This window comes from Limnohabitans sp. TEGF003, from assembly GCF_055395455.1.
In genome coordinates this window covers 1,748,573-1,769,849 of sequence record NZ_AP029225.1, presented here as the reverse complement: position 1 = coordinate 1,769,849, position 21,277 = coordinate 1,748,573, and the positions used below count along the sequence as shown (strand labels likewise).

The 21,277-nt window shown below is 55.4% G+C and carries 20 protein-coding genes; 15 read left to right on the top strand and 5 right to left on the bottom strand.

The features are described from left to right. Nucleotides 1-15: 15 nt before the first annotated feature. Nucleotides 16-1,761: a hypothetical protein gene (locus ACZ5RT_RS08720; protein WP_464452196.1), complete on the bottom strand. Its 1,746-nt coding sequence runs from the start codon at nucleotides 1,759-1,761 to the stop codon at nucleotides 16-18. A gap of 220 nt (nucleotides 1,762-1,981) precedes the next feature. Between ACZ5RT_RS08720 and ispD the strand changes: the two genes are divergently transcribed. Further along, complete coding sequence (ispD, locus tag ACZ5RT_RS08715) at nucleotides 1,982-3,331, top strand: 2-C-methyl-D-erythritol 4-phosphate cytidylyltransferase (RefSeq protein WP_464452195.1); 1,350 nt, start codon at nucleotides 1,982-1,984, stop codon at nucleotides 3,329-3,331. Between the two features lie 126 nt (nucleotides 3,332-3,457). Here the strand turns inward: ispD and ACZ5RT_RS08710 are convergent, their stop codons facing one another. Genes ACZ5RT_RS08710 through ACZ5RT_RS08695 form a run of 4 tightly spaced genes read right to left on the bottom strand, consistent with a single transcriptional unit; the run spans nucleotide 3,458 to nucleotide 6,965 of the window. Continuing rightward, complete coding sequence (locus tag ACZ5RT_RS08710) at nucleotides 3,458-4,162, bottom strand: class I SAM-dependent methyltransferase (RefSeq protein WP_464452194.1); 705 nt, start codon at nucleotides 4,160-4,162, stop codon at nucleotides 3,458-3,460. Between the two features lie 6 nt (nucleotides 4,163-4,168). Then, nucleotides 4,169-4,630, bottom strand: a complete 462-nt coding sequence (locus tag ACZ5RT_RS08705) for an FAD synthase family protein (protein WP_464452193.1) — start codon at nucleotides 4,628-4,630, stop codon at nucleotides 4,169-4,171. Continuing rightward, nucleotides 4,627-5,748 carry a pyridoxal-phosphate-dependent aminotransferase family protein gene (locus tag ACZ5RT_RS08700; protein WP_464452192.1) on the bottom strand — a complete coding sequence of 374 codons (1,122 nt, stop codon included), beginning with the start codon at nucleotides 5,746-5,748 and terminating at the stop codon, nucleotides 4,627-4,629. Before ACZ5RT_RS08700 ends, ACZ5RT_RS08705 begins: the two co-directional genes overlap by 4 nt. Further along, the gene (locus ACZ5RT_RS08695; protein WP_464452191.1) at nucleotides 5,736-6,965 is read right to left on the bottom strand and encodes a hypothetical protein; all 1,230 of its coding nucleotides are present in this window, start codon (nucleotides 6,963-6,965) and stop codon (nucleotides 5,736-5,738) included. The genes ACZ5RT_RS08700 and ACZ5RT_RS08695 overlap by 13 nt, the downstream gene beginning before the upstream one ends. A gap of 497 nt (nucleotides 6,966-7,462) precedes the next feature. On the opposite strand from ACZ5RT_RS08695, the gene ACZ5RT_RS08690 reads away from it, so the two are divergent. From ACZ5RT_RS08690 to ACZ5RT_RS08625, 14 genes are all read left to right on the top strand, one after another. After that, nucleotides 7,463-7,921 carry a hypothetical protein gene (locus ACZ5RT_RS08690; RefSeq protein WP_464452190.1) on the top strand — a complete coding sequence of 153 codons (459 nt, stop codon included), beginning with the start codon at nucleotides 7,463-7,465 and terminating at the stop codon, nucleotides 7,919-7,921. A 465-nt stretch (nucleotides 7,922-8,386) separates the two neighbouring features. Further along, nucleotides 8,387-8,863 carry a tetratricopeptide repeat protein gene (locus ACZ5RT_RS08685; protein WP_464452189.1) on the top strand — a complete coding sequence of 159 codons (477 nt, stop codon included), beginning with the start codon at nucleotides 8,387-8,389 and terminating at the stop codon, nucleotides 8,861-8,863. A gap of 61 nt (nucleotides 8,864-8,924) precedes the next feature. Beyond that, nucleotides 8,925-10,067: a flagellin N-terminal helical domain-containing protein gene (locus ACZ5RT_RS08680; RefSeq protein WP_464452188.1), complete on the top strand. Its 1,143-nt coding sequence runs from the start codon at nucleotides 8,925-8,927 to the stop codon at nucleotides 10,065-10,067. Nucleotides 10,068-10,236: 169 nt separating this feature from the next. Further along, nucleotides 10,237-10,410 (top strand): hypothetical protein, encoded by a 174-nt coding sequence (locus ACZ5RT_RS08675; RefSeq protein ID WP_464452187.1) that lies wholly within the window; start codon nucleotides 10,237-10,239, stop codon nucleotides 10,408-10,410. A 36-nt stretch (nucleotides 10,411-10,446) separates the two neighbouring features. After that, on the top strand, nucleotides 10,447-10,659 hold the full coding sequence (locus ACZ5RT_RS08670) for a hypothetical protein (RefSeq protein ID WP_464452186.1): 213 nt from the start codon (nucleotides 10,447-10,449) through the stop codon (nucleotides 10,657-10,659). Nucleotides 10,660-11,319: 660 nt separating this feature from the next. Continuing rightward, entirely contained in the window at nucleotides 11,320-12,828 is a 1,509-nt protein-coding gene (locus ACZ5RT_RS08665) for a sigma-54 interaction domain-containing protein (protein ID WP_422169754.1), read from the top strand. An 11-nt stretch (nucleotides 12,829-12,839) separates the two neighbouring features. Beyond that, on the top strand, nucleotides 12,840-13,199 hold the full coding sequence (fliE, locus tag ACZ5RT_RS08660; RefSeq protein ID WP_291924070.1) for a flagellar hook-basal body complex protein FliE: 360 nt from the start codon (nucleotides 12,840-12,842) through the stop codon (nucleotides 13,197-13,199). 25 nt (nucleotides 13,200-13,224) lie between these two features. After that, nucleotides 13,225-15,096 (top strand): flagellar basal-body MS-ring/collar protein FliF, encoded by a 1,872-nt coding sequence (fliF, locus tag ACZ5RT_RS08655; RefSeq protein ID WP_464452185.1) that lies wholly within the window; start codon nucleotides 13,225-13,227, stop codon nucleotides 15,094-15,096. Nucleotides 15,097-15,117: 21 nt separating this feature from the next. Continuing rightward, complete coding sequence (gene fliG / locus ACZ5RT_RS08650; RefSeq protein WP_422169752.1) at nucleotides 15,118-16,236, top strand: flagellar motor switch protein FliG; 1,119 nt, start codon at nucleotides 15,118-15,120, stop codon at nucleotides 16,234-16,236. Beyond that, nucleotides 16,223-17,143, top strand: coding sequence for a FliH/SctL family protein (locus ACZ5RT_RS08645; protein WP_464452184.1), 921 nt, complete (start codon nucleotides 16,223-16,225; stop codon nucleotides 17,141-17,143). Before fliG ends, ACZ5RT_RS08645 begins: the two co-directional genes overlap by 14 nt. After that, on the top strand, nucleotides 17,140-18,462 hold the full coding sequence (locus ACZ5RT_RS08640; protein ID WP_422169750.1) for a FliI/YscN family ATPase: 1,323 nt from the start codon (nucleotides 17,140-17,142) through the stop codon (nucleotides 18,460-18,462). Before ACZ5RT_RS08645 ends, ACZ5RT_RS08640 begins: the two co-directional genes overlap by 4 nt. Before the next feature lie 16 nt (nucleotides 18,463-18,478). Beyond that, nucleotides 18,479-18,928 carry a flagellar export protein FliJ gene (locus ACZ5RT_RS08635; protein WP_464452183.1) on the top strand — a complete coding sequence of 150 codons (450 nt, stop codon included), beginning with the start codon at nucleotides 18,479-18,481 and terminating at the stop codon, nucleotides 18,926-18,928. Between the two features lie 155 nt (nucleotides 18,929-19,083). Continuing rightward, nucleotides 19,084-20,268, top strand: coding sequence for an ABC transporter substrate-binding protein (locus ACZ5RT_RS08630; RefSeq protein WP_464452182.1), 1,185 nt, complete (start codon nucleotides 19,084-19,086; stop codon nucleotides 20,266-20,268). A gap of 139 nt (nucleotides 20,269-20,407) precedes the next feature. Beyond that, the gene (locus tag ACZ5RT_RS08625; protein WP_422169747.1) at nucleotides 20,408-21,271 is read left to right on the top strand and encodes a branched-chain amino acid ABC transporter permease; all 864 of its coding nucleotides are present in this window, start codon (nucleotides 20,408-20,410) and stop codon (nucleotides 21,269-21,271) included. Nucleotides 21,272-21,277 lie beyond the last annotated feature (6 nt).

Below are 21,277 nucleotides of genomic sequence, written 5' to 3'. Positions count from 1 at the left end.
AAGACTAAAGGTAGCTCAACCTGCACACACCTCAGGATCCAGGGTTGCATGAATCGTGAAGTTCCTCAATTTATCTATAAGTTCCTGCGCCATACCACCTGAGCGTTGTTGGTGTTCGTGCATGAGAGTCAGCACTTTCCGCAACTTTTTGATTGAATTTTTGTGTTTTTCCCGCGGGAGTGCTAACAAAAATGATATAGCCGACAGTGCAGATAAACGCGCCGTGAGCATGTAGGGTAAAGCACCTTTGTTCATCGTCGAAGGTGATTCCAGATGAGACAAGTAATTAGGATCAGGTGAACGCCATTCTCCATAGTTTTCAGTCAAGTTAAGCTCAGAATTGGCAGGTATTTTCATGTCTACCCCCAAGAATTGGACATCCTTGAGTTGAAATGGTGTGAATGCGAAGGTTTGGCGGTATCCAAAAAAGAAGTCAACACCAGTGACCAAGTGTTTGCCTTGAGGATGGTAAACAAAAATGTCGATCCAGATGCCTGTTGCATTGTGGCAAACCGGAATGTAAAACGTATCCTGCCCTTTCAGATACTGGGCTGAAACAGTAAACAAACCGCTCTCCTGTAAGGCCATGCACAACTCATACTGGTTTTCCCAACCGACTATGCCTACGTCAATGTCTTTATCGTGTGACAACAGCTGCCCCTCGCGAACACAGCCCAATAATGTGCCCGAGACCAGAAAAACAGGTGTGCCTTTGCTGGTAGCCATGGCATTAAGATCGCTGAGCGCTTTGTTGGCCTTCTTCAGGTCAAAGGGTTCTTCACCATCAGACTCTCCAAGCCTTGTCTCTTGCGATGACGCCAACCAAATCTTCTCTTGTTGAATTGGATTCTCAACCAACAGACCGAGAACATGATCAAGGCGCCTAATGGATTCAAGAAAATCACCTTGTTTACAACAGCAACGCGCGCTGTCTAACTGCACTGCAACTGAATGTTCCTGTGGGTCTGTCTTGTCCAGAATTCTGACTGCTGCTGCATAGTCACCAGCTGTTTCCAATGCACTGGCTGAAAGATGTGACAAGGCGATTTCTACATCAGTTGCTTTGGCTTGCTTGGCCGCATCGGCACAGAACCCATAGAGATCCGCCAAAACTTTGTAATTTACATCCACTTGGGGCAAGCCTGAGGCCTCAACATACAAAGGATGGCGCGAAGACAAACAACTTGCAATCCTGCTCAAAATTTCTTTTTCCATTAACTGATGCTTTAAATGCTTTAGCAAGACTTGAGCAGAGGCCCAATCCTTGTGGTCAATCAACAGCTCCATTGCTTCTTGCAGATCCAGCGGTGTACCTTTGATTTTCGGCGAGGTCAGGCTATTGACGTTTAAAGGCTGTCGAGCAATCAAGGCATTCAAAACCAATCGCCGCACATGATGCGTTCCAAGATTCTCTAATTCAGGTTCCAAATGTTGTCGCGCTATCGATTGGTAGCAAGCCAACCAACGCTTGGCATCCAACGCCTCCACATCGTTGTGCTCGGCCAGCGTACACAACAAAATCACCAACGGACCCTTTCCCAAGGCTCGCACCACAGCGATCGTTTTTTGCGATAAAAGTTCTGTGAGTTCAACCCCCTCGAATGCAACTCCTAGCGCCTGCTCATCACCACTGAGCAGGGCGGCATTGATCAATGCCAATGTCTGATGCATTTCGATACTTAGTTTCATAAGACCCTCTCTAAGTGGCAATCTCTTACCGTTAATGACTTTTGCAAATACATGCAAATACCAAGCCAACATGACGCGAAACCGAGCATTGACTTAAGAGGACACCCATACATCACGACGTTTTAGACAACACACCCGTCTGCATTTCAGCCCAACGTCATCTTGGTCAAGGCAAGTCCTCGGAATCTATGGCCCGACTCTTGCATGTTCACTCTTAATTGTTCAGAGCGGCAAAAATTTTCCGCTTAAAGCCCGACCAACAGCCACACCAGTCAATCTTCAGAGATACATCATGAATAAGAACACAGCAGCAATCTTGCTTGCCGGCGGCATGGGGTCCCGCATGGGCGGCGAGCAGCCTAAGCAATTCATCCGTATCGCTGGCAAACCTGTGCTGGTCCATAGCTACGAGGCTCTGCGTAGGCAAATGCCATTGGCAATGATCGTCATTGTCGCGCCCGTCGATGCAATGTCCCAGGTTTGTGGCCTTCTAGCGCAAGAACCTAATACGATGATCGTCCCGGGTGGCGCATCTCGGCAGGCGTCGACATTGGAGGGACTCAAAGCCCTACTCCCCTTTGAGCCGACCAACGTCTTAATTCACGACGCAGCGAGACCTTTCGTAAGCGGCCAGATCATTCAGGACGTCCTCAAGGCATTGCTCAAGCATGAAGCTGTGGATGTAGCTATACCCGCAACAGACACCATCGTCGTTGAACGCGATGGTTACATCCAATCCATTCCAGACCGCAAGCACATCCTGCGTGGACAAACGCCACAGGCCTTCCGTTACCAAACCTTGCTCTCCTGCTACGAAGAAGTGGGTGAAGACCGTCTAAGCAACTACACGGATGATTGTGGCATCTACTTGCATTGCAATCCAATGGGCAAAGTTCGTATCGTCTGTGGCCATGAGGAAAATTTCAAAATCACTAACCCAGTGGACATGATCCTGGCAGACGAGATGTTCAGATTACGTCAAGCGGAGTTCAACATCGAACAACCTGGAGTGGATGTTCGCGGCAAGAAGGTGTTGATATTTGGCGGCACTGCAGGCATTGGCAAGGCGATGGCTTCGATCATGCGTGATGCAGGTGCGACAGTGATCAGCAGAGGACGAAGCAATGGTTGCGATGTGCGCGAGCCTGAAGCCGTCAAGCAAGCTGTCGACCAAGCGGACAGAGAACTGAATGGCCTGGATGTGGTGGTTAATGCCATAGGTCTTCTGAAAAAAGGCTGTATTGAGGGGCAAACTGATATGGAGATTGCAGATCAAGTAGCCATCAACCTCAGCGCAGCGTTATGGATAGCCAAATACAGCCACGCTGCGCTAAAAGTAAGCCGTGGTGCGTTACTTCAGTTTGCATCGTCCTCATACACGCGCGGTCGAGCGGATTTTGTTATCTATTCCGCTACCAAGGCTGCCATTGTGAACATGACCCAAGGCCTGAGTGAAGAGTGGGAAAAGGACGGAATCCGTGTTAATTGTGTGGTGCCAGGTCGCACCGACACCGGCATGCGCAGGGATAACTTCGAAAATGAACAACAAACTTCACTGTTCAATCCATATCAAATCGCATTCAACGCGGTTAAATTGGCGGGGACATCCACAACAGGAATCATTCAGCGTACATTTTCATAAAGCCTTTTTGCTTTATTATTTAATGCGTAGTACGAAATCGGCTCGCAGTCATAGCGCGAGTTGGCTTAGAAAAATCCCTTTCATGCGGCTCGAAAATCAAGCAGGCAACCACGCATAAATGTAAATTCAGCTTTTACTCAATCGTACTGAAAATCGATATTTTGCTCCACTGTGGAATTCAATGGACATCTGAGACTCATCGCGTATTTCACAATCAAGACCAAATTCATCAGCAAAATCAGTAAAAAAACTTTTACTATAAAACAAATGATCAACATCAACTGTACTTCTTTTATGTTGCCCCCTTTCTTCTTGACCTCTGGTATGTAGATAAATATCCTGTTTATTCACGTCATTTATCTCAAAAACAAACAGTTGTCCTTCGGGACGTAACACGCGCAGCTGCTCAAGCAAAGATTGTCTTGCGTATTCCAGCGAATCAAAATAAAAGAAAACTCCAAAGGAGAATACGCAGTCAAAATATTTATCCTCAAAAGGTATACGATTGGCTTCGGCCACCTTAAAGCAGCCATCCATTTCTTTTTTAATTCTCTCAACTGCTCTTTCAGAAAAATCAATTCCGCAGAATTCGAGACATGGCTCTAATTGCATTCCGAATGCCCCAGAACCACATCCCACCTCTAGGACACGTTGTTCATTCAAGGGCCCCATCCAATTAATAAATGGATTAGTTAAAGCAGCGTACTGGTGATTTTCAAGTAAATCAAAGCCATCAGCATGGTGTAAAGGCAAACCAGTGTCGGCATGCTTGCGATCCCATATTTTTTGCCACAGGGCTCCACGTTGGTCAGTCTTTAAATGTGATTGCATTTGAAATTATTCCTTTGTTGCAGTTTCAAGTCCAAAGTGACTATCAGCCTTTTGTTGTAAGACGCTGTAACGATCGACCACGCGCTTTTTCAAGCCAGTGCTTGACACTCCTTGACCATAAGGGAAATACACTACGGTTACGCCCTGTTCTTCGAGGTAGTCATATTTACCAGCCCAGTCATCACCAACAACAAAGATATCGAATTTCATTTTTTTAACCTTGTCTGTATGGTCGAGTGAAAATTGTGGGACGACAATATCAGGCCATCGTAGTGCGCGAACAAGGGCAATACGTTCAGAAAACGGAACGATGGGCTCCGACTTGTGACGAATAACCAAATCGTCAGTATTAACGCCAACTATCAAAAGATCACCCAAACCACGGGAATATTCAATCATACGCAAATGATTGATATGAAGCATATCAAAAGTTCCAGATGTATACACAACAGTTTTATTTTTAATCATTTCATTGACTCCTGTAAAACTCTGGTCAGTGCGCTGGCCACCTGATCCATTTCATGGCAACCAACGTTACCCATATGGCTAACTCTAAAGACTCTCTCGGCCAGTATTCCGCTATTTGTGGCGACAACAATGTCGTGTTCCTTCTCTAGCTTATTTACCACCCACTTAGCCGAAATATGGCTTGGAAGCTCAAGTGCAGTGAGTGCATTTGATGGCGCTGGGGCAAAGATGCGTAAAGGCAAATGCGAAATAGCTTGTCGAAAATGTGCTGCAGTTTGCGAAGTTCGGTTGACCACGCTCTTCATGCCGTATTGGCCCCAGCGAGTCAAGCGCAGCTGTAGCTGAAATAGGATGTTTACCGCAGGCGTGAATGGCGTCTGACCCCTGATGCCATCTTTGAGCATGGCTGGAATGTTGAAATAGAAAGAATCTATTTCATTCGGGATCCGCTCGATCGCTCGAGGCGTCATGATCAGCATAGACAAACCCGGTTGCAGTCCCATCGCTTTGTTTGAAGAAAGAATCAGCACATCAATGGATTGAATCAGCATATCGATCACATCAGCACCAAAAGAACTGATCGCATCCACAATATGCAATGAATCGGCTTTGCGGCAAAAGTCAGCACTGTCTTGCAAGTCATACAAATGACCAGTGCTAGTTTCGTGGGCATTGATCAGTACAGCGGCAGCCGGGTGCGTGTTGGCAGTGATTCCCGAGCGACACAAGGGCTCTCGAATGCGATCGCCGAAAACTGTATGCACAGATCTCTTGTGAACAGTGGCTATGTCTACAAATCGCTGACCGAAACTCCCCCCCTGAACAACTAAAACTGGCTGATCTGGCGGCGTGAAGTTGATCACTGCAGCCTCCATTGAAGCGGTTCCAGAGCCTGTGATAAAAACTGCTCGGGAGCCAACTGGTGCATTAACCGCCATTAGTAAAAGCCGCTCACAGTCTTTGTATATTGCAGAAAAATTGTCATTGCGGAAATAGGGCGTCTGTACCCCACCCAATGCCAAAATATCCGGCTCCATCATGACTGGACCTGGGGTCAAGATTAACGACGATTTGGAGTCCTCGATCCGGGTTAAGCAGATATTTTTCATGAAGTCCATGCGAGTTTTCGCATAAAAGCAATTTCTCTCAGCGTTGCATTAGGTATTTTTTTACGAATTCCTGTAATGTCTGCATAGGGACTTCGATCCCATTCAATGGAATAGTCTGGGGATGGTACTTGCCAATTTGGTCCGTAATCAACTTGAAGGTAATGTTCAATATTTAGTGGCATTGGTATCTGAAGACCATGGAGTGAGCGAGGTACTGAAGGAAACATCTGATCTATTTTCAGTGCCCTGCGAGGCATGGGATAACACGAAATTCCACCTTCTTCGACGAGGCCAATGAAAATATCTAAGGTAGGCGCAACTTTAGATTGAGTGGCAACCCATAAATGGCTGAAGAATGTTGCCGTAATTTCCCAGCCTGCGTGATTAAGCGTTTTTGTTACCACATCAAGCGCAACGGCGATATTTGGGAAAGTTTTTTTATCTAAACATATGACAACATCAAGATCATCGTCATGTTCTAAAAACTTACCATTCCGTGCCCATCCCAAAGCAGCACCGCCAAAAACACACGTATTCAATGATAGTGATTTCAGAGCTTCTAAGACTGACAATGCATCATTTAAGTAAAGCTGTTTTTCTTCTTCTGTCCAGTATCGAAATGTTTTTTTAAGTCCATGCAAAACATGTTCAAGACTAAATCGAGAAGCTATCCATGATTGATTTTCAGCTATTTTCTTCAAAGATAAATCCGCCTCCAACATCACTTCAGCTGTTCGTACATCACGGTTCAATAGTAAGTCTATCCACAGCCTAATATCAACATATTCAGCTCCACCTGCGATGATCAAGGTGTCTTTCTGTAAATTCTTAGTGCGATCCAACGAGTTATAAATAACCAGCCAATCGCCTTGAGTTTTATCCTGCTGCAGGCATACGACATTCGCGTGACGAATAGGAGCATGCTGCTGGATCCAAAAACCATTAATGTGTGTGCTGTTGAAGCTCAGCAGCTTCAGAACCAATCCCATCCCATCAGAGGCTAACGCTGTTTCAATCTGAGGATCCTGCCGAAATGATTCGGCGTCCGACTTCCAATCAAAATCAATTTCCGGTAACTGCGTTACACCTTCGAAAATAAATTCAAATGATTGACTGAGGATCACTTCGTCCACCGGAACGAACAGACGCTGACACATCCACGGAACATCGGAGTAATGCTTCTCCCAATGAACTTGCAGCAATGGTAATTTTGTAAACAGCTTCATGGCGGCAATAAAGCAAATATCGCGCCAACCGAAATTTCCATCCCTAAGCACTTGTTTTGGCTAATTTCGGCAACCGGTTGCCATCAATGTGCCAGAAGCAGCCATAAATTGCCGCTTGCTACACATTCGACACCATTTAACAAATAACCAACGCCCGATCAACTTGGGCTGCTTCTACGAACCGGTTAGTACATACAGGTGGTACATCAGCCAATCTGTCAATGAACTTGGTTGAATCCAACACCCGCATCATGGATGAGTCGGGATTGAGTCAAGATCATGCTGAGCGCTATTTCAGCTGTGGCGTGCGCATAGTCCGTGTCCATGTTGTCACAGTCCAACCAGCAGCCTTATTACGTATTGGTTTTACTTAGTTAGCGATGACTATCACCGGCCATTCACTTTTCAATGATCACTTGGCACGTGCATTGCTTATCAACTTAATCCGCTTGTGTCGGCTATTTTTTGCCGCCGCAATATCAACCAAGGAGTGATCCATGCTTAATGCTGCACCCGCCTTTCTTGCCAAAACCGCTTATTCAGCCCTGCTCACCAGCGCCACCCAAGAACTCAGCCCTGCCAAGATCCGGCAATCCATTGCCGACTTGGTTGGCCAAAACCGCTTGACTGAAGCCGACTTGTTGTCGCATGAGGCCCAAAAGCGCTTTCCGCAAAGTGAAGACATTTTGGTCATCCGGGCACTGGTGACCCAAGTGCGCCACGACTGGGCCGCCGCCAGCACCGCACTTGAGAAACTGATCAACCTGCAAGGCCTCGCCGCTCAGGCTGTGACTTGGGGTCAGTGGGTAAGGGTGCTGCGTTGCCACGGCGATGATGCTCGGGCACTGACCGCGGCGGCGCAGGGCCTGGCCTCGCATCCTCAAGACAAGTTGTTGCTCGAAGAGTTCAACGCTCTGCAGCAAGTGGTCATCAAGCCTGCACTCAAAGTAGCCTGAAGCCACCGGGGGTCAGCCCCGCTCCTTGGCCCATCACGACAGATCGGGCGCCTTCGGCGCAGGGACAACGAACCCAAGCGCCTGAACAAACAAGACAAACCCTACAAAAGGCGCGGTCTTGTTTGCTTTCAACATCCCCCCCCAATCTCAACTCGCTCCGTCGCACTTCGGGCGCGAGACCCTCTGTTGATTTGTCCTGAGCTTCCCATGACAGGGGTTGTCACATGAAGGCAATCGATTGCCGCTGAACCGACAGGTGCAAAGGCCTGATCTTTTTCAAAAAACAGTTTTCGCCGTTATTGCGGACCAAAGGATCGACTATTTTTCGATTTCCATGGATTTATTTGCAAATAAATTCAGAAATTGGCTAAAGAAATGCTGGCACGCGGTTTGCTTAAAAGGGTCATCCTCGGTTTTGGCTAGATGCCACCGAAATTTTGACACCCCTTTTCAGGAGACCTGAACATGACAAACCTTTACCAAGCCATGCTGTCACAAGCCATTTCGGGCCAATTGCTCAGCGTGCGTGATGTGTCGCAGTTTTCAGCAGCCGAAATTCGCCAGACTTTGGCCGATCTGGTAGCAGCCAACCGAATTGACCTGGCCAACGCCCTGGCCGCTGCAGGCCAAAGCCTGTACCCCGAAAGCGAAGACATTTTGGCCATCAGCGCTTTGCTGGCCGAGATCCAGCAAGACTGGACCACCGCCGAAGACATGCTGCGCAAACTGGTCGAGACGCAAGGCGATGCCGCCACGCCTTTCACCTGGCGTCACCTGATTCGCGTGCTGCGCTGCCAGTGTGAGCCAGGCAAAGCCATGCTGGCCGCCCAACAAGCATTGACCCAACACCCCCAAGACGAATTGCTGCGCGAAGAACTGTTGTCTTTGCAAGACCTCGTTTCCGACCAATTGCCACTTGAAGCCTCGCGCCACATGCACTGATGCATCCGTACTGACCTACAAACCTTTACAGCCCCAACATTTTCATTAAGGAATTCCGGCCATGTCCGTTATCAACACCAACATCAAATCGCTGGTCTCGCAAAACGCGATGGTCAAAAACAACCGCGAGCTGTCTTCTGCGATGGAGCAACTGTCGACCGGTAAACGTGTCAACTCGGCCAAAGACGATGCGGCCGGTTTGGCCATCACCTCGCGCATGACCGCGCAGATTCGTGGCCTGGACCAGGCGATCCGAAACGGCAACGACTCGATTTCGATGCTGCAGACCACCGAAGGCGCGATGATCGAGATGACCAACATGCTCCAGCGCATGCGCGAGTTGTCCATCCAGTCGGCCAACGACACCTACACCCCCGAAGACCGCAAATACCTGAACCTGGAATTCCAGCAGCTGAAGACCGAAGTCAACCGGGTCACACGCGCCACCCAGTGGAACGGCATGGATGTGCTCAATGGCACCTTCAAAAACGATGCAGGTGAAGTCGGTCGCTTCCGCTTCCAAGTGGGCGCCAATGAAGGCCAGGTCATCACCCACACGATTCCACCCATGGGCTTCAAGGAGTCCACCGGCACAGCAAGCTTGAGCGGTAGCGCCCTCACGCTTGCTGGCAACTATTCTGTAGGCGACAAAATTTCGGTTACTGTAGGCACGAAAACAGCCACTTACGAAGTGACTGGCAATGACTTGCTCACAGGCGATCCCACCAAAATTCTCAAATCCATCGGCGACAACATGGCGGCCAAGTTCAAAGTGGATTTGGGTCAAGCTGGAATCACCGCTGCAAATGGCGTGGTCACCTTCACAACAGCTCCAACGGCTCAAACTGATGTGGCACTTGCTTTTGTCAACGAAGACGGTGCGTTGGCCAACATCAAACCCCTCGACATCACCACCAACACAGGCTCCAACACGGCCATTGCCGAGCTGGACAACGCAATCAACCGCATCAACGAAGAGCGTGCGGGCATCGGTGCCATCATCAACCGCGTCACTTACTCGGTGGACAACCTGGCCAACGTGTCGCAAAACACCTCCGAGTCGCGCAGCCGCATCATGGACACCGACTATGCCAAGGCCAGCAGCGAACTGGCCCGCACACAGATCATTTCTCAAGCCGCGACAGCCATGCTGGCACAGGCCAACCAGTCGCCGCAATCGGTGTTGAAATTGTTGCAAGGCTGATCCACTTCAGCGCTGAGCGCACACCTGCAAACCTGTGCGGTTTGCAGGTTTTTTTTTCGCCCTGTCGACCTTGCTCTGGCACAGCTTTTGCACTCTGTGAAAAGACCATTTGCTCGCTGTGCGAGCGACGATTCATTGACAGGGCTCGGCCCCATAGACCGGAGATTTCATGCGCACACTGGCGATCCACAACACCGAAAGCACCCGCCATTTTCTGGAGGCCATGAGCGCACAAGCTCACCGCCAACTGGCTGAGCAAAGCATGGCGATGCAACCCGAGTTGGCTGCCCAGGCGCACGGCCATCTGGACCTGAAAACCGTGCTGGATTTGCTGCGCGACTGAGTGCCGGCTGAGCCCGAAATTCCCCACAGAACACGCATGCCCAACCCCGCCGATGGCCCACAGCGCGGCCCCAACTGCTGGCAATGCCGGCATTTCGCCATCACACACATTCCATCGGCCCCCTATGCCTGCCGGGCCATGGGCTTTCAATCGCGGCTGCTGCCGTCGATGGAGGTGTTGCGTGTGGATGGGCAGTTCTGCATGCTCTTTCACGCCAAAGACAAGCCGGTGGTTGGACTTCCGTCATGATCGGGGGTCTATGCCTTCTGACTTTGTCACGCCCGACTGGATCGGGGGTCTAGGGCTTCGGATGGCATGGATACCCGCATGCACGGGTATGACGCATCACGACTTGATCGGGGGTCCATGCCTTCTGACTTTGTCACGCCCGACTGGATCGGGCGTCTAGGGCTTCGGCTGCGATGGATACCCGCATGCGCGGGTATGACACATCACGACTTGATCGGGGGTCCATGCCTTCTGACTTTGTCACGCCCGACTGGATCGGGGGTCTATGGCTTCGGCTGCGATGGATACCCGCATGCGCGGGTATGACACATCACGACTTGATCGGGGGTCTATGCCTTCTGACTTTGTCACGCCCGACTGGATCGGGGGTCTATGGCTTCGGCTGCGATGGATACCCGCATGCGCGGGTATGACGGGGAGTAGCGGGTATGACGATGAGTGGCGGGTATGACGGGGACTGGCGGGTATGACGGGGAGCGGCGGGTTTGACAACTGTTCAGGGCTGCCGCTGTCAATCTTTCGTCAAGCCCAGTGTCAAAATCGCATGCGGATTGAAAATATTAAAGTATTCACTTTTCGTTTTTTCAACGCTTTTTAAATCCATTTAAATCTGGCACAAGGGTTGCTTGGTAGGTTTCATCTGAACATGAGACCAACACCGTGAAGTCACACCCCGTTTCCACCCCTCTGGCCCTCTGGCTGGACCCCGAAGCAGCCCTGAGCCCTGAGCACAGCCATGCCTTGCAGGTGAGCGGCTGGGCTGTGATGCCCGTCACCACGCTCGACAACCTGCTCACCCACGCTGCGGACGCAGCCATGGTGGTCTTGCACCTGACACTCGACGCAACACGGCTCAAGGCGGTTCAACAACTTTTGCAAGAGGCCGGTTTGAGCACCCCCGTGGTCTGCCGCGTCGATCGACACGAGCTGGACCTGGCTGTGGAAGCCACCCAAGCTGGCGCCTTGACGGTGCTGGCCGCACAAGACGTGCGCACGGCCTCATGGCAGCGGCTGCACAACCAGATCAACCCCAGCACCCCCCGTTTGTCGCCACAGCCTGTGCGCAATGTGGTGTTTGTGGACCCTGCCAGCCAGCACCTGCTGGCCTTGGCGCAAAAAGTGGCCCAGGCCGATGTGACTGCCTTGCTGGTGGGCCCCACAGGCTCGGGCAAGGAAGTCTTGGCCCGCGTGCTGCATGAGGCCTCGGGCCGCGCACACGGCCCGTTTGTTGCGCTGAACTGTGCGGCCATGCCGGAAAATCTGATCGAAGACATGCTGTTCGGTCATGAGAAAGGCGCTTTCACGGGTGCCCACCGCGACCAAAAAGGTTTGTTCGAACAAGCCCAGGGCGGGACCTTGTTCCTGGACGAAATTGGCGAGATGCCCATGCACCTGCAAAGCAAGCTGCTGCGCGTGCTGCAAGAGCGCCAACTCACCCGCCTGGGCGGCCAAACTGTGATCCCCTTGAATGTGCGCATCGTGGCCGCCACCAACAAGGACCTGAAAAAAGCCATCGCCGAGCGCGAGTTCCGCGAGGACCTGTACTACCGCATTGCCACTTTCCGCATGCGCTTGTTGCCCCTGGCCGAGCGCCCCGGCGACATCATTCCTTTGGCCATGCAGTGCCTGCTGCAGCACGACAAGAAACCTTGGCAGCTGCACCCGCAGGCGCAGATGCAGCTGCTGCAATACCCCTGGCCCGGCAATGTGCGCGAGCTGGAAAACGTGATGCGCCGCGCCATGGTGTTGTGCACCGACCACGTGGTCACCCCCGCACACCTGATGTTTGACGACTGGCTGACCGCCAGCGCCCCCGCAACAACTTCGACGCCCGCACCTGCCCCAGCGCAGGCGTCGGTGAACGCTGAACCTGCGGCCCCAGCCCAGCCTGTGGCGGGTTTCGATGACTTCATGAACGCCGCCAAGCACACCTTCGGTTTGCAAGCGCCGGTCATCACCGACGAGGCTCCCAGCTTGCACGCCGAAGTGCCCACCGACCTGCACAGCGCCGCCCGCATGAACGAGCACCAGGTGATCATGGCCACCTTGGCCAGCACCCCCAGCAAGACGGAAGCCGCCAAGCGCCTGGGCATCAGCCCGCGCACCTTGCGCTACAAATTGGCCCAACTGCGTGAGCACGGCTTGGGCATGGCCAACGCGGCCTATTGACGGAGACACGCATGATCGACAAAGCCATCTCTCCTGCCAGCATCCAGTCGATGCTGCAAACCCTGCGCAGCCACCAGGCCGAAGCCTCTGGCAAAACCGCGGGCATGCCCGGCGCGACCGAACTGGGCGGCAGCGCAGGCGGTGTCCAGAAAACAGGTTTCTCCGATCTGGTCTCGGGTGCGCTCGGGCAGGTCAACAACCTGCAAGTCCAATCTGCCGAAATGCGTGCCGCCTTTGACCGTGGCGAAAACATCGCGCTGACCGACGTGGTGCTGGGCATGCAGAAATCTTCGTTGGCCTTTGAAGCCACCTTGCAAGTGCGCAACAAAGTGCTCAAGGCCTACGAAGAAATTCTGAACATGCCGGTCTGACCCTCTCAACTGAAGAAGAACAAACATGGCCACAGCAACCGCTTCGATGAACACTGGCGTGATGACCGCGCCCCCAGCGTCCAACAACACCCCCGCCACCACGCCCGCCAATGCTTCGGGCAGCACGGCGTTGGCCACCGCCCAAGGTGCCAACGGTGCCGCCAATGGCGCAGGCGCAGGCGGCATGCTCAGCCCCTGGCGCACCCAGGGCATGGCCGACACCTTCAAGACCGTGATCAACCAACCGGCCGTTCGCAAAGTGCTGCCGCTGATCATCATGCTGGCCGTGTTGGTCATCTTTGGTCTGGTTTACGCCTGGATGCAGGCCACCCCCTACCGCCCCGTGATGCCCGGGCTGCAGGAAGCCGACCAGCAAAAAGCTTTTGAGTCACTCAAAACTGCTGACTTCAAACCCAAGATCGACCCCGCGACAGGCCAGCTCACCGTGCCCAGCCAGCGCTTTCACGAAGCGCGGATTTTTCTGGCCTCTCAAGGCTTGCCCAAGGCCGGAGCGACCGGTCTGGACGGCTTGAAAGAACAGTCGTCCATGACCACCAGCCAATTCATGGAGCAGGTCAAAGTGAACGCGGCCATGGAGCAGGAACTGGCCCGCAGCATCATGCAAATTGGCAGCGTGCAAAGCGCCCGCGTGCACCTGGCCACACCCAAGCAAAGCGTGTTCGTGCGGGACCGCACACCACCCAAAGCCTCTGTGGTTTTGGCCCCCTACCCCGGCCGCGCCGTGTCCGCTTCGCAGGTGCAGGCGATCGTGCACTTGGTGTCCTCCAGCGTGCCTTATCTGGCACCAGACCATGTGACCGTGGTGGACAACGTGGGCAAGCTCATGACCGAGTCGGCCACCGAACAAAAATTGGGCTTGACCTCGGCGCAAGAGCAGCACAAGCAGCAACTTGAAGAGGTCTACCGCAACCGCATCATGCAAATTCTGGCCCCCATGGTGGGCGAAGCCAATGTGCGCTCGCAAGTGAACCTGACGCTGGATTTCACCCAGATCGAGAGCACGACCGAAGACTTTGACAACCGAGACAAAGGCCCCCGCACCCGCTCTGAAGTGCTGGCCGAAGACCGCGCTGCCAGCCGGGCCGCCGAAGGCATTCCCGGGGCATTGGCCAACACGCCCCCCGCAGACCCCACGACCACCAACGCCACTCAGGTGGACGCCAACAAAGGTCAGGGTGAGTCCGGCAACAAACTCAGCAGCCGATCCACCCGCAATTTCGAGTTGGACCGCACCGTGCGCCATGTGCGCAACGCCACAGGCGGCATCATGAAAGTCAGCGTGGCGGTGGTCGTGAACGAACGCCCCGCACCGCCACCCGCCAAGGACGCCCCAGTGGCTCCCAACGCACCAACCACAGTGGCCTACACTCCCCAAGAGCTGGAGCAAATGTTGCAAGTGGTGCGCGGCGTGGTGGGTTACGACCAGCAGCGCGGCGACAACGTCTCGGTGGTGCCCGCCAAGTTCGAGCCTGCGACAGCACTGGAGACCATTCCGTGGTACCTGGAAGATGCGGTGCAAACCGGCATCAAAGGCGGCTTGCTGGCCATCAGCTTCATCGTGTTCATGCTGATCGTGGTGCGCCCCATCATGCGCAACATGTACGCCAGCGACGCTGCCACCGATGCCGACCAGGCCAAGGCCGCTCTGAGCGATGGCGAGTTGAGCGAAGACGACATGCGCATGATCCAGATCGGCGAAGGCGAGAGCCTGGAAGAAATCAAGGCCAAGCTCAAGCCCAAGAAATCGAGCATCTCCATGGACATGCTGGACACCGCCAATACCTATGACGATAAAGTGGCGCTCATCCGCATGCTGGTGGCCGAAGACTCCGGTCGCGTGGCCAACGTGCTCAAGGGCATGATCAAGTCCAGCTGAAGCTATTGAGGAACAAACACCATGGCCACCAAGAAACCTGACGACAAAGACGCCAAAGCCGACAAGCCCAAAGACGGCAAGGACGCTGCGCCCGCCCTGCTGGGCGATGGCTCCATCCCGATGACTGAAGAATTGGCCAAGGAATTGGCCGAGTTGACCAGCACACAACGTGCTGCGGTGCTGATGCTGCTGCTGGGTGAGCAACAAGCTTCCGAGATCATCCGCTTCATGAACCCCAAGGAAGTGCAGTCGCTGGGCGCTGCCATGGTCTCGGTGTCGGATTTGTCACAAGAGGCGGTGAACATCGTCCTGGACGAGTTTGTCACCATGCTCAAGAAGCAAACCAGCCTGGGCCTAGGCACGGGCGACTATGTCGAAAAAGTGCTCAAACGCGCCTTGGGCGAAGACAAGGCCGCATCGGTGCTCAGCCGCATCATGCCCGGCCAGGGCAGCAAGGGCCTGGAAATCCTGAAATGGATGGACGCCCGCTCGATTGCCGAGATGATCCGCGGCGAACACCCCCAGGTGGTGGCCATCATCTTGTCGGTGCTCGAATACACCGTGGCCGCCGACGTGCTGAACTTCCTGCCGGGTGAGTCGCGCCCCGAGATCATCCAGCGCATTGCCAGCCTGGAGACGGTGCAGCCCTCCGCCATGGAAGAGCTGGAGCAGATCATGATGAAGCAGTTCGCCACGAACTCTTCGTCCAAATCGTCCAGCTTCGGCGGCGTCAAGGCAGCGGCCCAGATCATGAACTCGGTCAAGGTCGAGCTCGAATCCTCCATCATGGCCGGCCTGTCGCAAATCGACGGCGAGTTGATGCAGAAGATCCAGGACAACATGTTCACTTTCGAAAACCTGGTGGGCGTGGACAACCGCGGCATCCAGGCCATCATGCGCACGGCCGAGCCCGATTTGCTGATGGTCGCCCTCAAAGGCGCACCCGACTTCGTCAAGGACAAGTTCCTCGACAACATGTCGGCCCGTGCCCGCGTCATGTTCGTGGACGACATGGAAAGCAAAGGCCCGCTGCGCATCACCGAAGTGGAAGAAGCGCAGAAGAACGTCATGCGCCTGGCACGCAAGCTGTCCGATGCGGGCGAGCTGGTGTTGGCAGGAGGCGGCGATGGCTTTGTCTGACCTGAACGAAAAGCCTGCCCCCTGGAGCCCCAACCCCTTGCTCAACAGCAAGGCCGAGGCCCCCCGTTTTCTGCGCACCCAATGGGACGAGGCCACGGCCCGTTCGTTTGGTCCATGGCGCGTGGCCGACAAAGCCGAACCCACCGAAGGCTTGCTGACCGAAGCTGCCGAAACCGACGCCAACGAAGCGACCACAGAAGTCCCCGCCGATGCGACCGCAGCGCAAGAGGCTGCGCCTACGGCCGAGCCGGAATCGCCTTGGACCGAAGCGGCTTTGGCCCAGTTGCGCGACGAAGCGTATCAGCGCGGCCTGCTGGAAGGGCAAGCCCTGGTGCGCACCGAATTTGAAAATGAACGCAGCAAAGAGCGCGAGCTGATGCGCCACTTGGGCATCGAGCTGCGCAGCATCAGCCAGGACCCGCAACGGTTTTTTGAACCCCTCAAGCGCCTGTCTTTGCATTTGGCCGAACAACTGGTGCGGGCCGAGCTTCAACTCTCGGGCCAAGCCATCCACAACCTGATTCAGCAGTGCATTCAGCAGCTCGACCACGCGGTCGAGCCTGTCCACGTCAGCGTCAACCCCGAAGACCTGCAGCGCCTGACCGCCATGGGCGAATCCGTGACCAAGCACATGCAGCTCGAAGCCGACGCCCTGCTTCGCCCTGGCAGCGTGCGGGTGCGCGTGCAAGACAGCGTGGTGCAAGACCTGATCGAAACACGTCTGGAGCCCTTGGCCCGCCGCTTGCTGGCCCAGCCCGAGGCCTGGATGCAGCAGTCTTCCTTGGTCAAGGACCGGGCCGAAGCCTTGCCTGCCGACACCCCGGTGCGTGACTGGCAACGCCAGGTGGTCGATGTGGAAGACACCGAAATCAAACCCGCAGCCAACCCGGACGACGACACACCATGATGGATTTTGATGCCGAAGTCAGCCAGCTGATCGGTGAGCTGCACGCCCCCGAGCCCCAGCGCAACGGCACATTGGTGCGGCTGGTGGGCATGCGGCTGGAAACCCGGGGACTGATGGCACCGCTGGGCGCCTGCTGCGAAGTCGTGGGCCAATTTGGCCACCGGGTGGAGGCCGAAGTCGTGGGCTTCAACGACGACACCCTCTACCTCATGCCCTTCACCGAGCCCAACGGCATCGGCCCGGGCGCTCGGGTCACGGTGCTCAACCATTCCTCCAACGTCCACCTCGGCCCCGACTTGCTCGGCCGCATCATCGACGGCAGGGGTCAACCCCTGGACGGCAAACCCGCACCCGACTGCCCCGATGTGCTGAGCCTGCTGGGCCGCCCGCTCAACCCGATGGAGCGCGGCCCCATTCACCAGATCCTCGACGTGGGCGTCAAGGCCATCAACGGCGTGCTGACCATCGGGCGCGGCCAGCGTCTGGGCCTGGTGGCCGGATCGGGCGTGGGCAAAAGCGTGCTGCTGGGCATGATGACCCGGTTCACCGAAGCCGACGTGGTCGTGATCGGCCTGATCGGCGAGCGGGGCCGCGAAGTGCAGGCCTTCATCGAAGAAACCCTGGGCCCTGAAGGCCTGGCCAAATCGGTGCTGGTGGCTGCGCCCGCCAACGTGTCACCCGTGCTGCGCCTCAAAGCCACCCACATGACGCATGTGATCGCCGAATACTTCCGTGACCAGGGCAAAAACGTCCTGATGCTGGTCGACAGCCTGACCCGCGTGGCCCATGCCCAGCGCGAAATCGGCCTGGCCGTGGGCGAACCGCCAACCGCCAAGGGTTACCCGCCTTCGGTCTTTGCACTGCTGCCCAACCTGATCGAACGCGCTGGCGTAGGCCGCCATGGCTTTGGCTCCATCACCGCCATCTACACCGTGCTGGCCGAGGGCGACGACGCCAACGACCCGATCGTGGACATCGCCCGCGCCTCGCTCGACGGGCAAGTCATGCTCTCGCGCAAACTGGCCGATGCCGCCCACTACCCGGCGATTGACCTGAATGGGTCCATCTCGCGGGTCATGCAAAACCTGCTCAGCCCCGAAGACCTCAAGCAATCGAACCGCTTCAGACGCCTGTGGTCGCTGTACCAACAGAACCAGGACCTGATCCAGGTCGGCGCCTACGAGGCCGGCAGCAACGCCGAACTCGACCAGGCCATCCGTTTGCGGCAAAGCATGGAAAAGTTTCTGCAACAAGACATGCACACCAACATGGATGTGGCCTCCACCCGTCACGAACTCCAGTCCCTGATGGCTGGCTGAACGAAAGGAGCATCCTGTGCGTCAAGCCCGAAATTGCTGGCCCGCCCTGGTCAAAAAAGCCAGTGACGACGTCACCCAAATCCAAACCGAGCTGGCGGCGGCAGTCGCTCGCGTCGACCAGCTCCAGGCCAGCCACAAACGCCTGTGCCGCCTGTATGACGAATACCGGATCAAGGAGCAACAGACGCAAACCGAAGTCATGGGCATGCAAGCGAGCATGAACCAGCGCCAGTTCATGGCCCAACTGCTGAACCTGCAGCACCGTGTGGTGCTCGACATCAGCAAAGCCGAGGCCCTGGTGACCAGCTTGCGCAAAAAACGCCTGTTGGCCGAGATGGAGCTTCAAAAAATGCGGGCACTGGAAGAGCAAGACCTGCAGGCCGTGCGACGCGACCAGGAAAAACACGAGCAACGTCAAATGGACGAACTGGGCGTCAGGCAATTCAACTTGCGCATGCAAGGCTGAACGCCTGGCCGCCCCCAACGAAACTCGCGCGGCTGCTGAACGGCGGTTGGGGCTCAGGACTTTCCCCTAGGAAATGCCCTGTCGGGGTGCCACATAATGGTTTGATCGGTTGGCCGCACAGTGCAGCCAACCGGTTTGCATCATTGGAGACACACATGACATCCCGACGTTCCGTTTTGACCCAAGGCGCAGCCCTGTTGGGCGCCACCTCTTCCGGCCTTTTGATCCCCCAAAGCGCACTCGCCCAGTCCGGCAAGATCCGCGTCGGTTTCATGTTGCCCTACACCGGCACATTTGCCCAGCTGGGCGTGGCCATTGAAAACGGCTTGCGCATGGCCATCAACGAGCAAGGCGGCAAGCTCGGTGGCCGCGAGATCGAATGGTTCAAGGTGGACGACGAGTCCGAGCCTTCCAAAGCGATTGAAAACGCCAACAAACTGGTACAACGCGACAAGGTTGATGTGCTCATCGGCACCGTCCATTCGGGCGTGCAAATGGGCATCCACCGCGTGGCCCGCGAGAGCGGCGTGATCAGCCTGATCCCCAACGCGGGTGTGCACGTCGCCACCCGCGCCCAGTGCGCCCCCAACGTATTCCGCACCAGTTTCTCCAACAGCCAGCCCACCATGGCGCTGGGTGAAGCCATGGTCAAGCGCGGCCACAAAAAGGCGGTGTGGATCACCTGGAAATACGCCGCAGGCGACGAAGCCTTTGAGGGCTTCAAAGAGAGCTATACCAAAGCGGGCGGCACCATCGTCAAGGAGCTGGGTCTGCCCTTCCCCAACGTCGAGTTCCAGGCGCTGCTGACCGAAATCGCCGCACTCAAGCCCGACGCCGTGGCCTGCTTCTTTGCCGGTGGCGGCGCGGCCAAGTTCCTCAAGGACTATGCCGCTGCGGGCCTCAAAGGCAAGATTCCCTTGTATGGCTCTGGCTTCCTGACCGAAGGCGTGCTGGACGCAGCAGGTCCGGCGGCCGACGGCGTTTTGACAGCCCTGCACTACGGCGACGGCATCGAGACCAAGCGCAACAAGGAATTCCGCCTGAACTACGCCAAGACCTTCAAGATGCAACCTGACGTGTACGCCGTGCAAGGCTACGACACAGGCTTGCTGCTGGTGCAAGGGGCCAACGCGGTCAAGGGCGATGTGAGCCAAAAGGCCACCATGATCAAGGCCATGGAGGCCGCCGTGATCGACAGCCCGCGTGGCAAGTGGACCATGAGCAAGTCACACAACCCGGTGCAAGACATTTACCTGCGTGAAGTGTCTAACAAAGAGAACAAGGTCATCGGCATCGCTGCCAAGGCGTTGGCCGACTCTGGCGCAGGTTGCCGCATGTAAACTGCAGGCAACGGGTGCTGGGGCTTGCCTCAACACCTGTGCTTGCCAGCCGTGCCACGGCGGATTTCGGTCCGCCGTTTTCAATGGTGCGCATCCTCCGGGCTTCGGCCACCCTCCTCCATTCAAAGTGTGATCCCCGATGGACTTTGTGAATTTCTTGATCCAGCTGCTCAACAGCGTCCAGTACGGGCTGCTGCTGTTCATGCTGGCCGCTGGCCTGACGCTGATCTTCGGCATCATGGGTGTGGTCAACCTGGCGCACGGCAGCTTTTACATGCTGGGCGCTTACCTGGCCTGGTCTTTGGCCGCGCAGCTGGGCAGCTTTGCGCTGGCCATCGTGGTGGGCACGGCTTTGTCGGTGGCTTTTGGTTTACTGATTGAGCGCTTGCTGTTTCGCCACTTCTACCACCGCGACCACTTGGACCAGGTGCTGCTCACGTTTGGTTTGATTTATGTGTTTGAAGAGCTGCGCTCCATGATCTGGGGCGACGATGTGCACGGCCTGCCCGTGCCCGAGCTGCTGGCCGCGTCCATCCCCTTGACCGAGAACCTTTCGTATCCGGTGTACCGCCTGTTCATGTCGGGCGTGTGTCTGGTGCTGGCTTTGGGCCTGTATTTGCTGATCTCCAAAACCCGTCTGGGCATGAAGATCCGTGCGGGGGCATTCAACCGCGAGATGACCGAGTCCTTGGGTATCAACATCAAACTCATCCACTCGGTGGTGTTTGCTTTGGGCATTGGCCTGGCCTCCATCGCAGGCATGATCGCCGCGCCTGTGTCGAGCGTCTACCCCAATATGGGCTCACAGGTCTTGATCATGTGTTTTGTGGTGGTGGTCATTGGCGGCATCGGTTCGGTGCGCGGCGCCTTGATCGCCGCCTTGCTGGTGGGCCTGGTCGACACTTTTGGCAAGGTGCTGCTGCCCCAGGCCTCGGGCATGCTGGTGTATGTGCTGATGGCCGCCGTGCTGCTCTACAAACCCGAAGGCCTGTTCAAGCAATGAAAAAGA

Bases quoted from the DNA above. Each gene is read 5' to 3' on its own strand.
- ACZ5RT_RS08720 (WP_464452196.1), bottom strand. From the start codon at position 1,761: ATGTTGGCTTGGTATTTGCATGTATTTGCAAAAGTCATTAACGGTAAG.
- ACZ5RT_RS08625 (WP_422169747.1), top strand. From the start codon at position 20,408: ATGGACTTTGTGAATTTCTTGATCCAGCTGCTCAACAGCGTCCAGTAC.
- ispD (WP_464452195.1), top strand. From the start codon at position 1,982: ATGAATAAGAACACAGCAGCAATCTTGCTTGCCGGCGGCATGGGGTCC.
- fliE (WP_291924070.1), top strand. From the start codon at position 12,840: ATGATCGACAAAGCCATCTCTCCTGCCAGCATCCAGTCGATGCTGCAA.
- ACZ5RT_RS08685 (WP_464452189.1), top strand. From the start codon at position 8,387: ATGACAAACCTTTACCAAGCCATGCTGTCACAAGCCATTTCGGGCCAA.
- ACZ5RT_RS08645 (WP_464452184.1), top strand. From the start codon at position 16,223: ATGGCTTTGTCTGACCTGAACGAAAAGCCTGCCCCCTGGAGCCCCAAC.
- fliF (WP_464452185.1), top strand. From the start codon at position 13,225: ATGGCCACAGCAACCGCTTCGATGAACACTGGCGTGATGACCGCGCCC.
- ACZ5RT_RS08695 (WP_464452191.1), bottom strand. From the start codon at position 6,965: ATGAAGCTGTTTACAAAATTACCATTGCTGCAAGTTCATTGGGAGAAG.
- ACZ5RT_RS08670 (WP_464452186.1), top strand. From the start codon at position 10,447: ATGCCCAACCCCGCCGATGGCCCACAGCGCGGCCCCAACTGCTGGCAA.
- ACZ5RT_RS08700 (WP_464452192.1), bottom strand. From the start codon at position 5,748: ATGGACTTCATGAAAAATATCTGCTTAACCCGGATCGAGGACTCCAAA.
- ACZ5RT_RS08690 (WP_464452190.1), top strand. From the start codon at position 7,463: ATGCTTAATGCTGCACCCGCCTTTCTTGCCAAAACCGCTTATTCAGCC.
- ACZ5RT_RS08705 (WP_464452193.1), bottom strand. From the start codon at position 4,630: ATGATTAAAAATAAAACTGTTGTGTATACATCTGGAACTTTTGATATG.
- ACZ5RT_RS08680 (WP_464452188.1), top strand. From the start codon at position 8,925: ATGTCCGTTATCAACACCAACATCAAATCGCTGGTCTCGCAAAACGCG.
- fliG (WP_422169752.1), top strand. From the start codon at position 15,118: ATGGCCACCAAGAAACCTGACGACAAAGACGCCAAAGCCGACAAGCCC.
- ACZ5RT_RS08675 (WP_464452187.1), top strand. From the start codon at position 10,237: ATGCGCACACTGGCGATCCACAACACCGAAAGCACCCGCCATTTTCTG.
- ACZ5RT_RS08630 (WP_464452182.1), top strand. From the start codon at position 19,084: ATGACATCCCGACGTTCCGTTTTGACCCAAGGCGCAGCCCTGTTGGGC.
- ACZ5RT_RS08710 (WP_464452194.1), bottom strand. From the start codon at position 4,162: ATGCAATCACATTTAAAGACTGACCAACGTGGAGCCCTGTGGCAAAAA.
- ACZ5RT_RS08640 (WP_422169750.1), top strand. From the start codon at position 17,140: ATGATGGATTTTGATGCCGAAGTCAGCCAGCTGATCGGTGAGCTGCAC.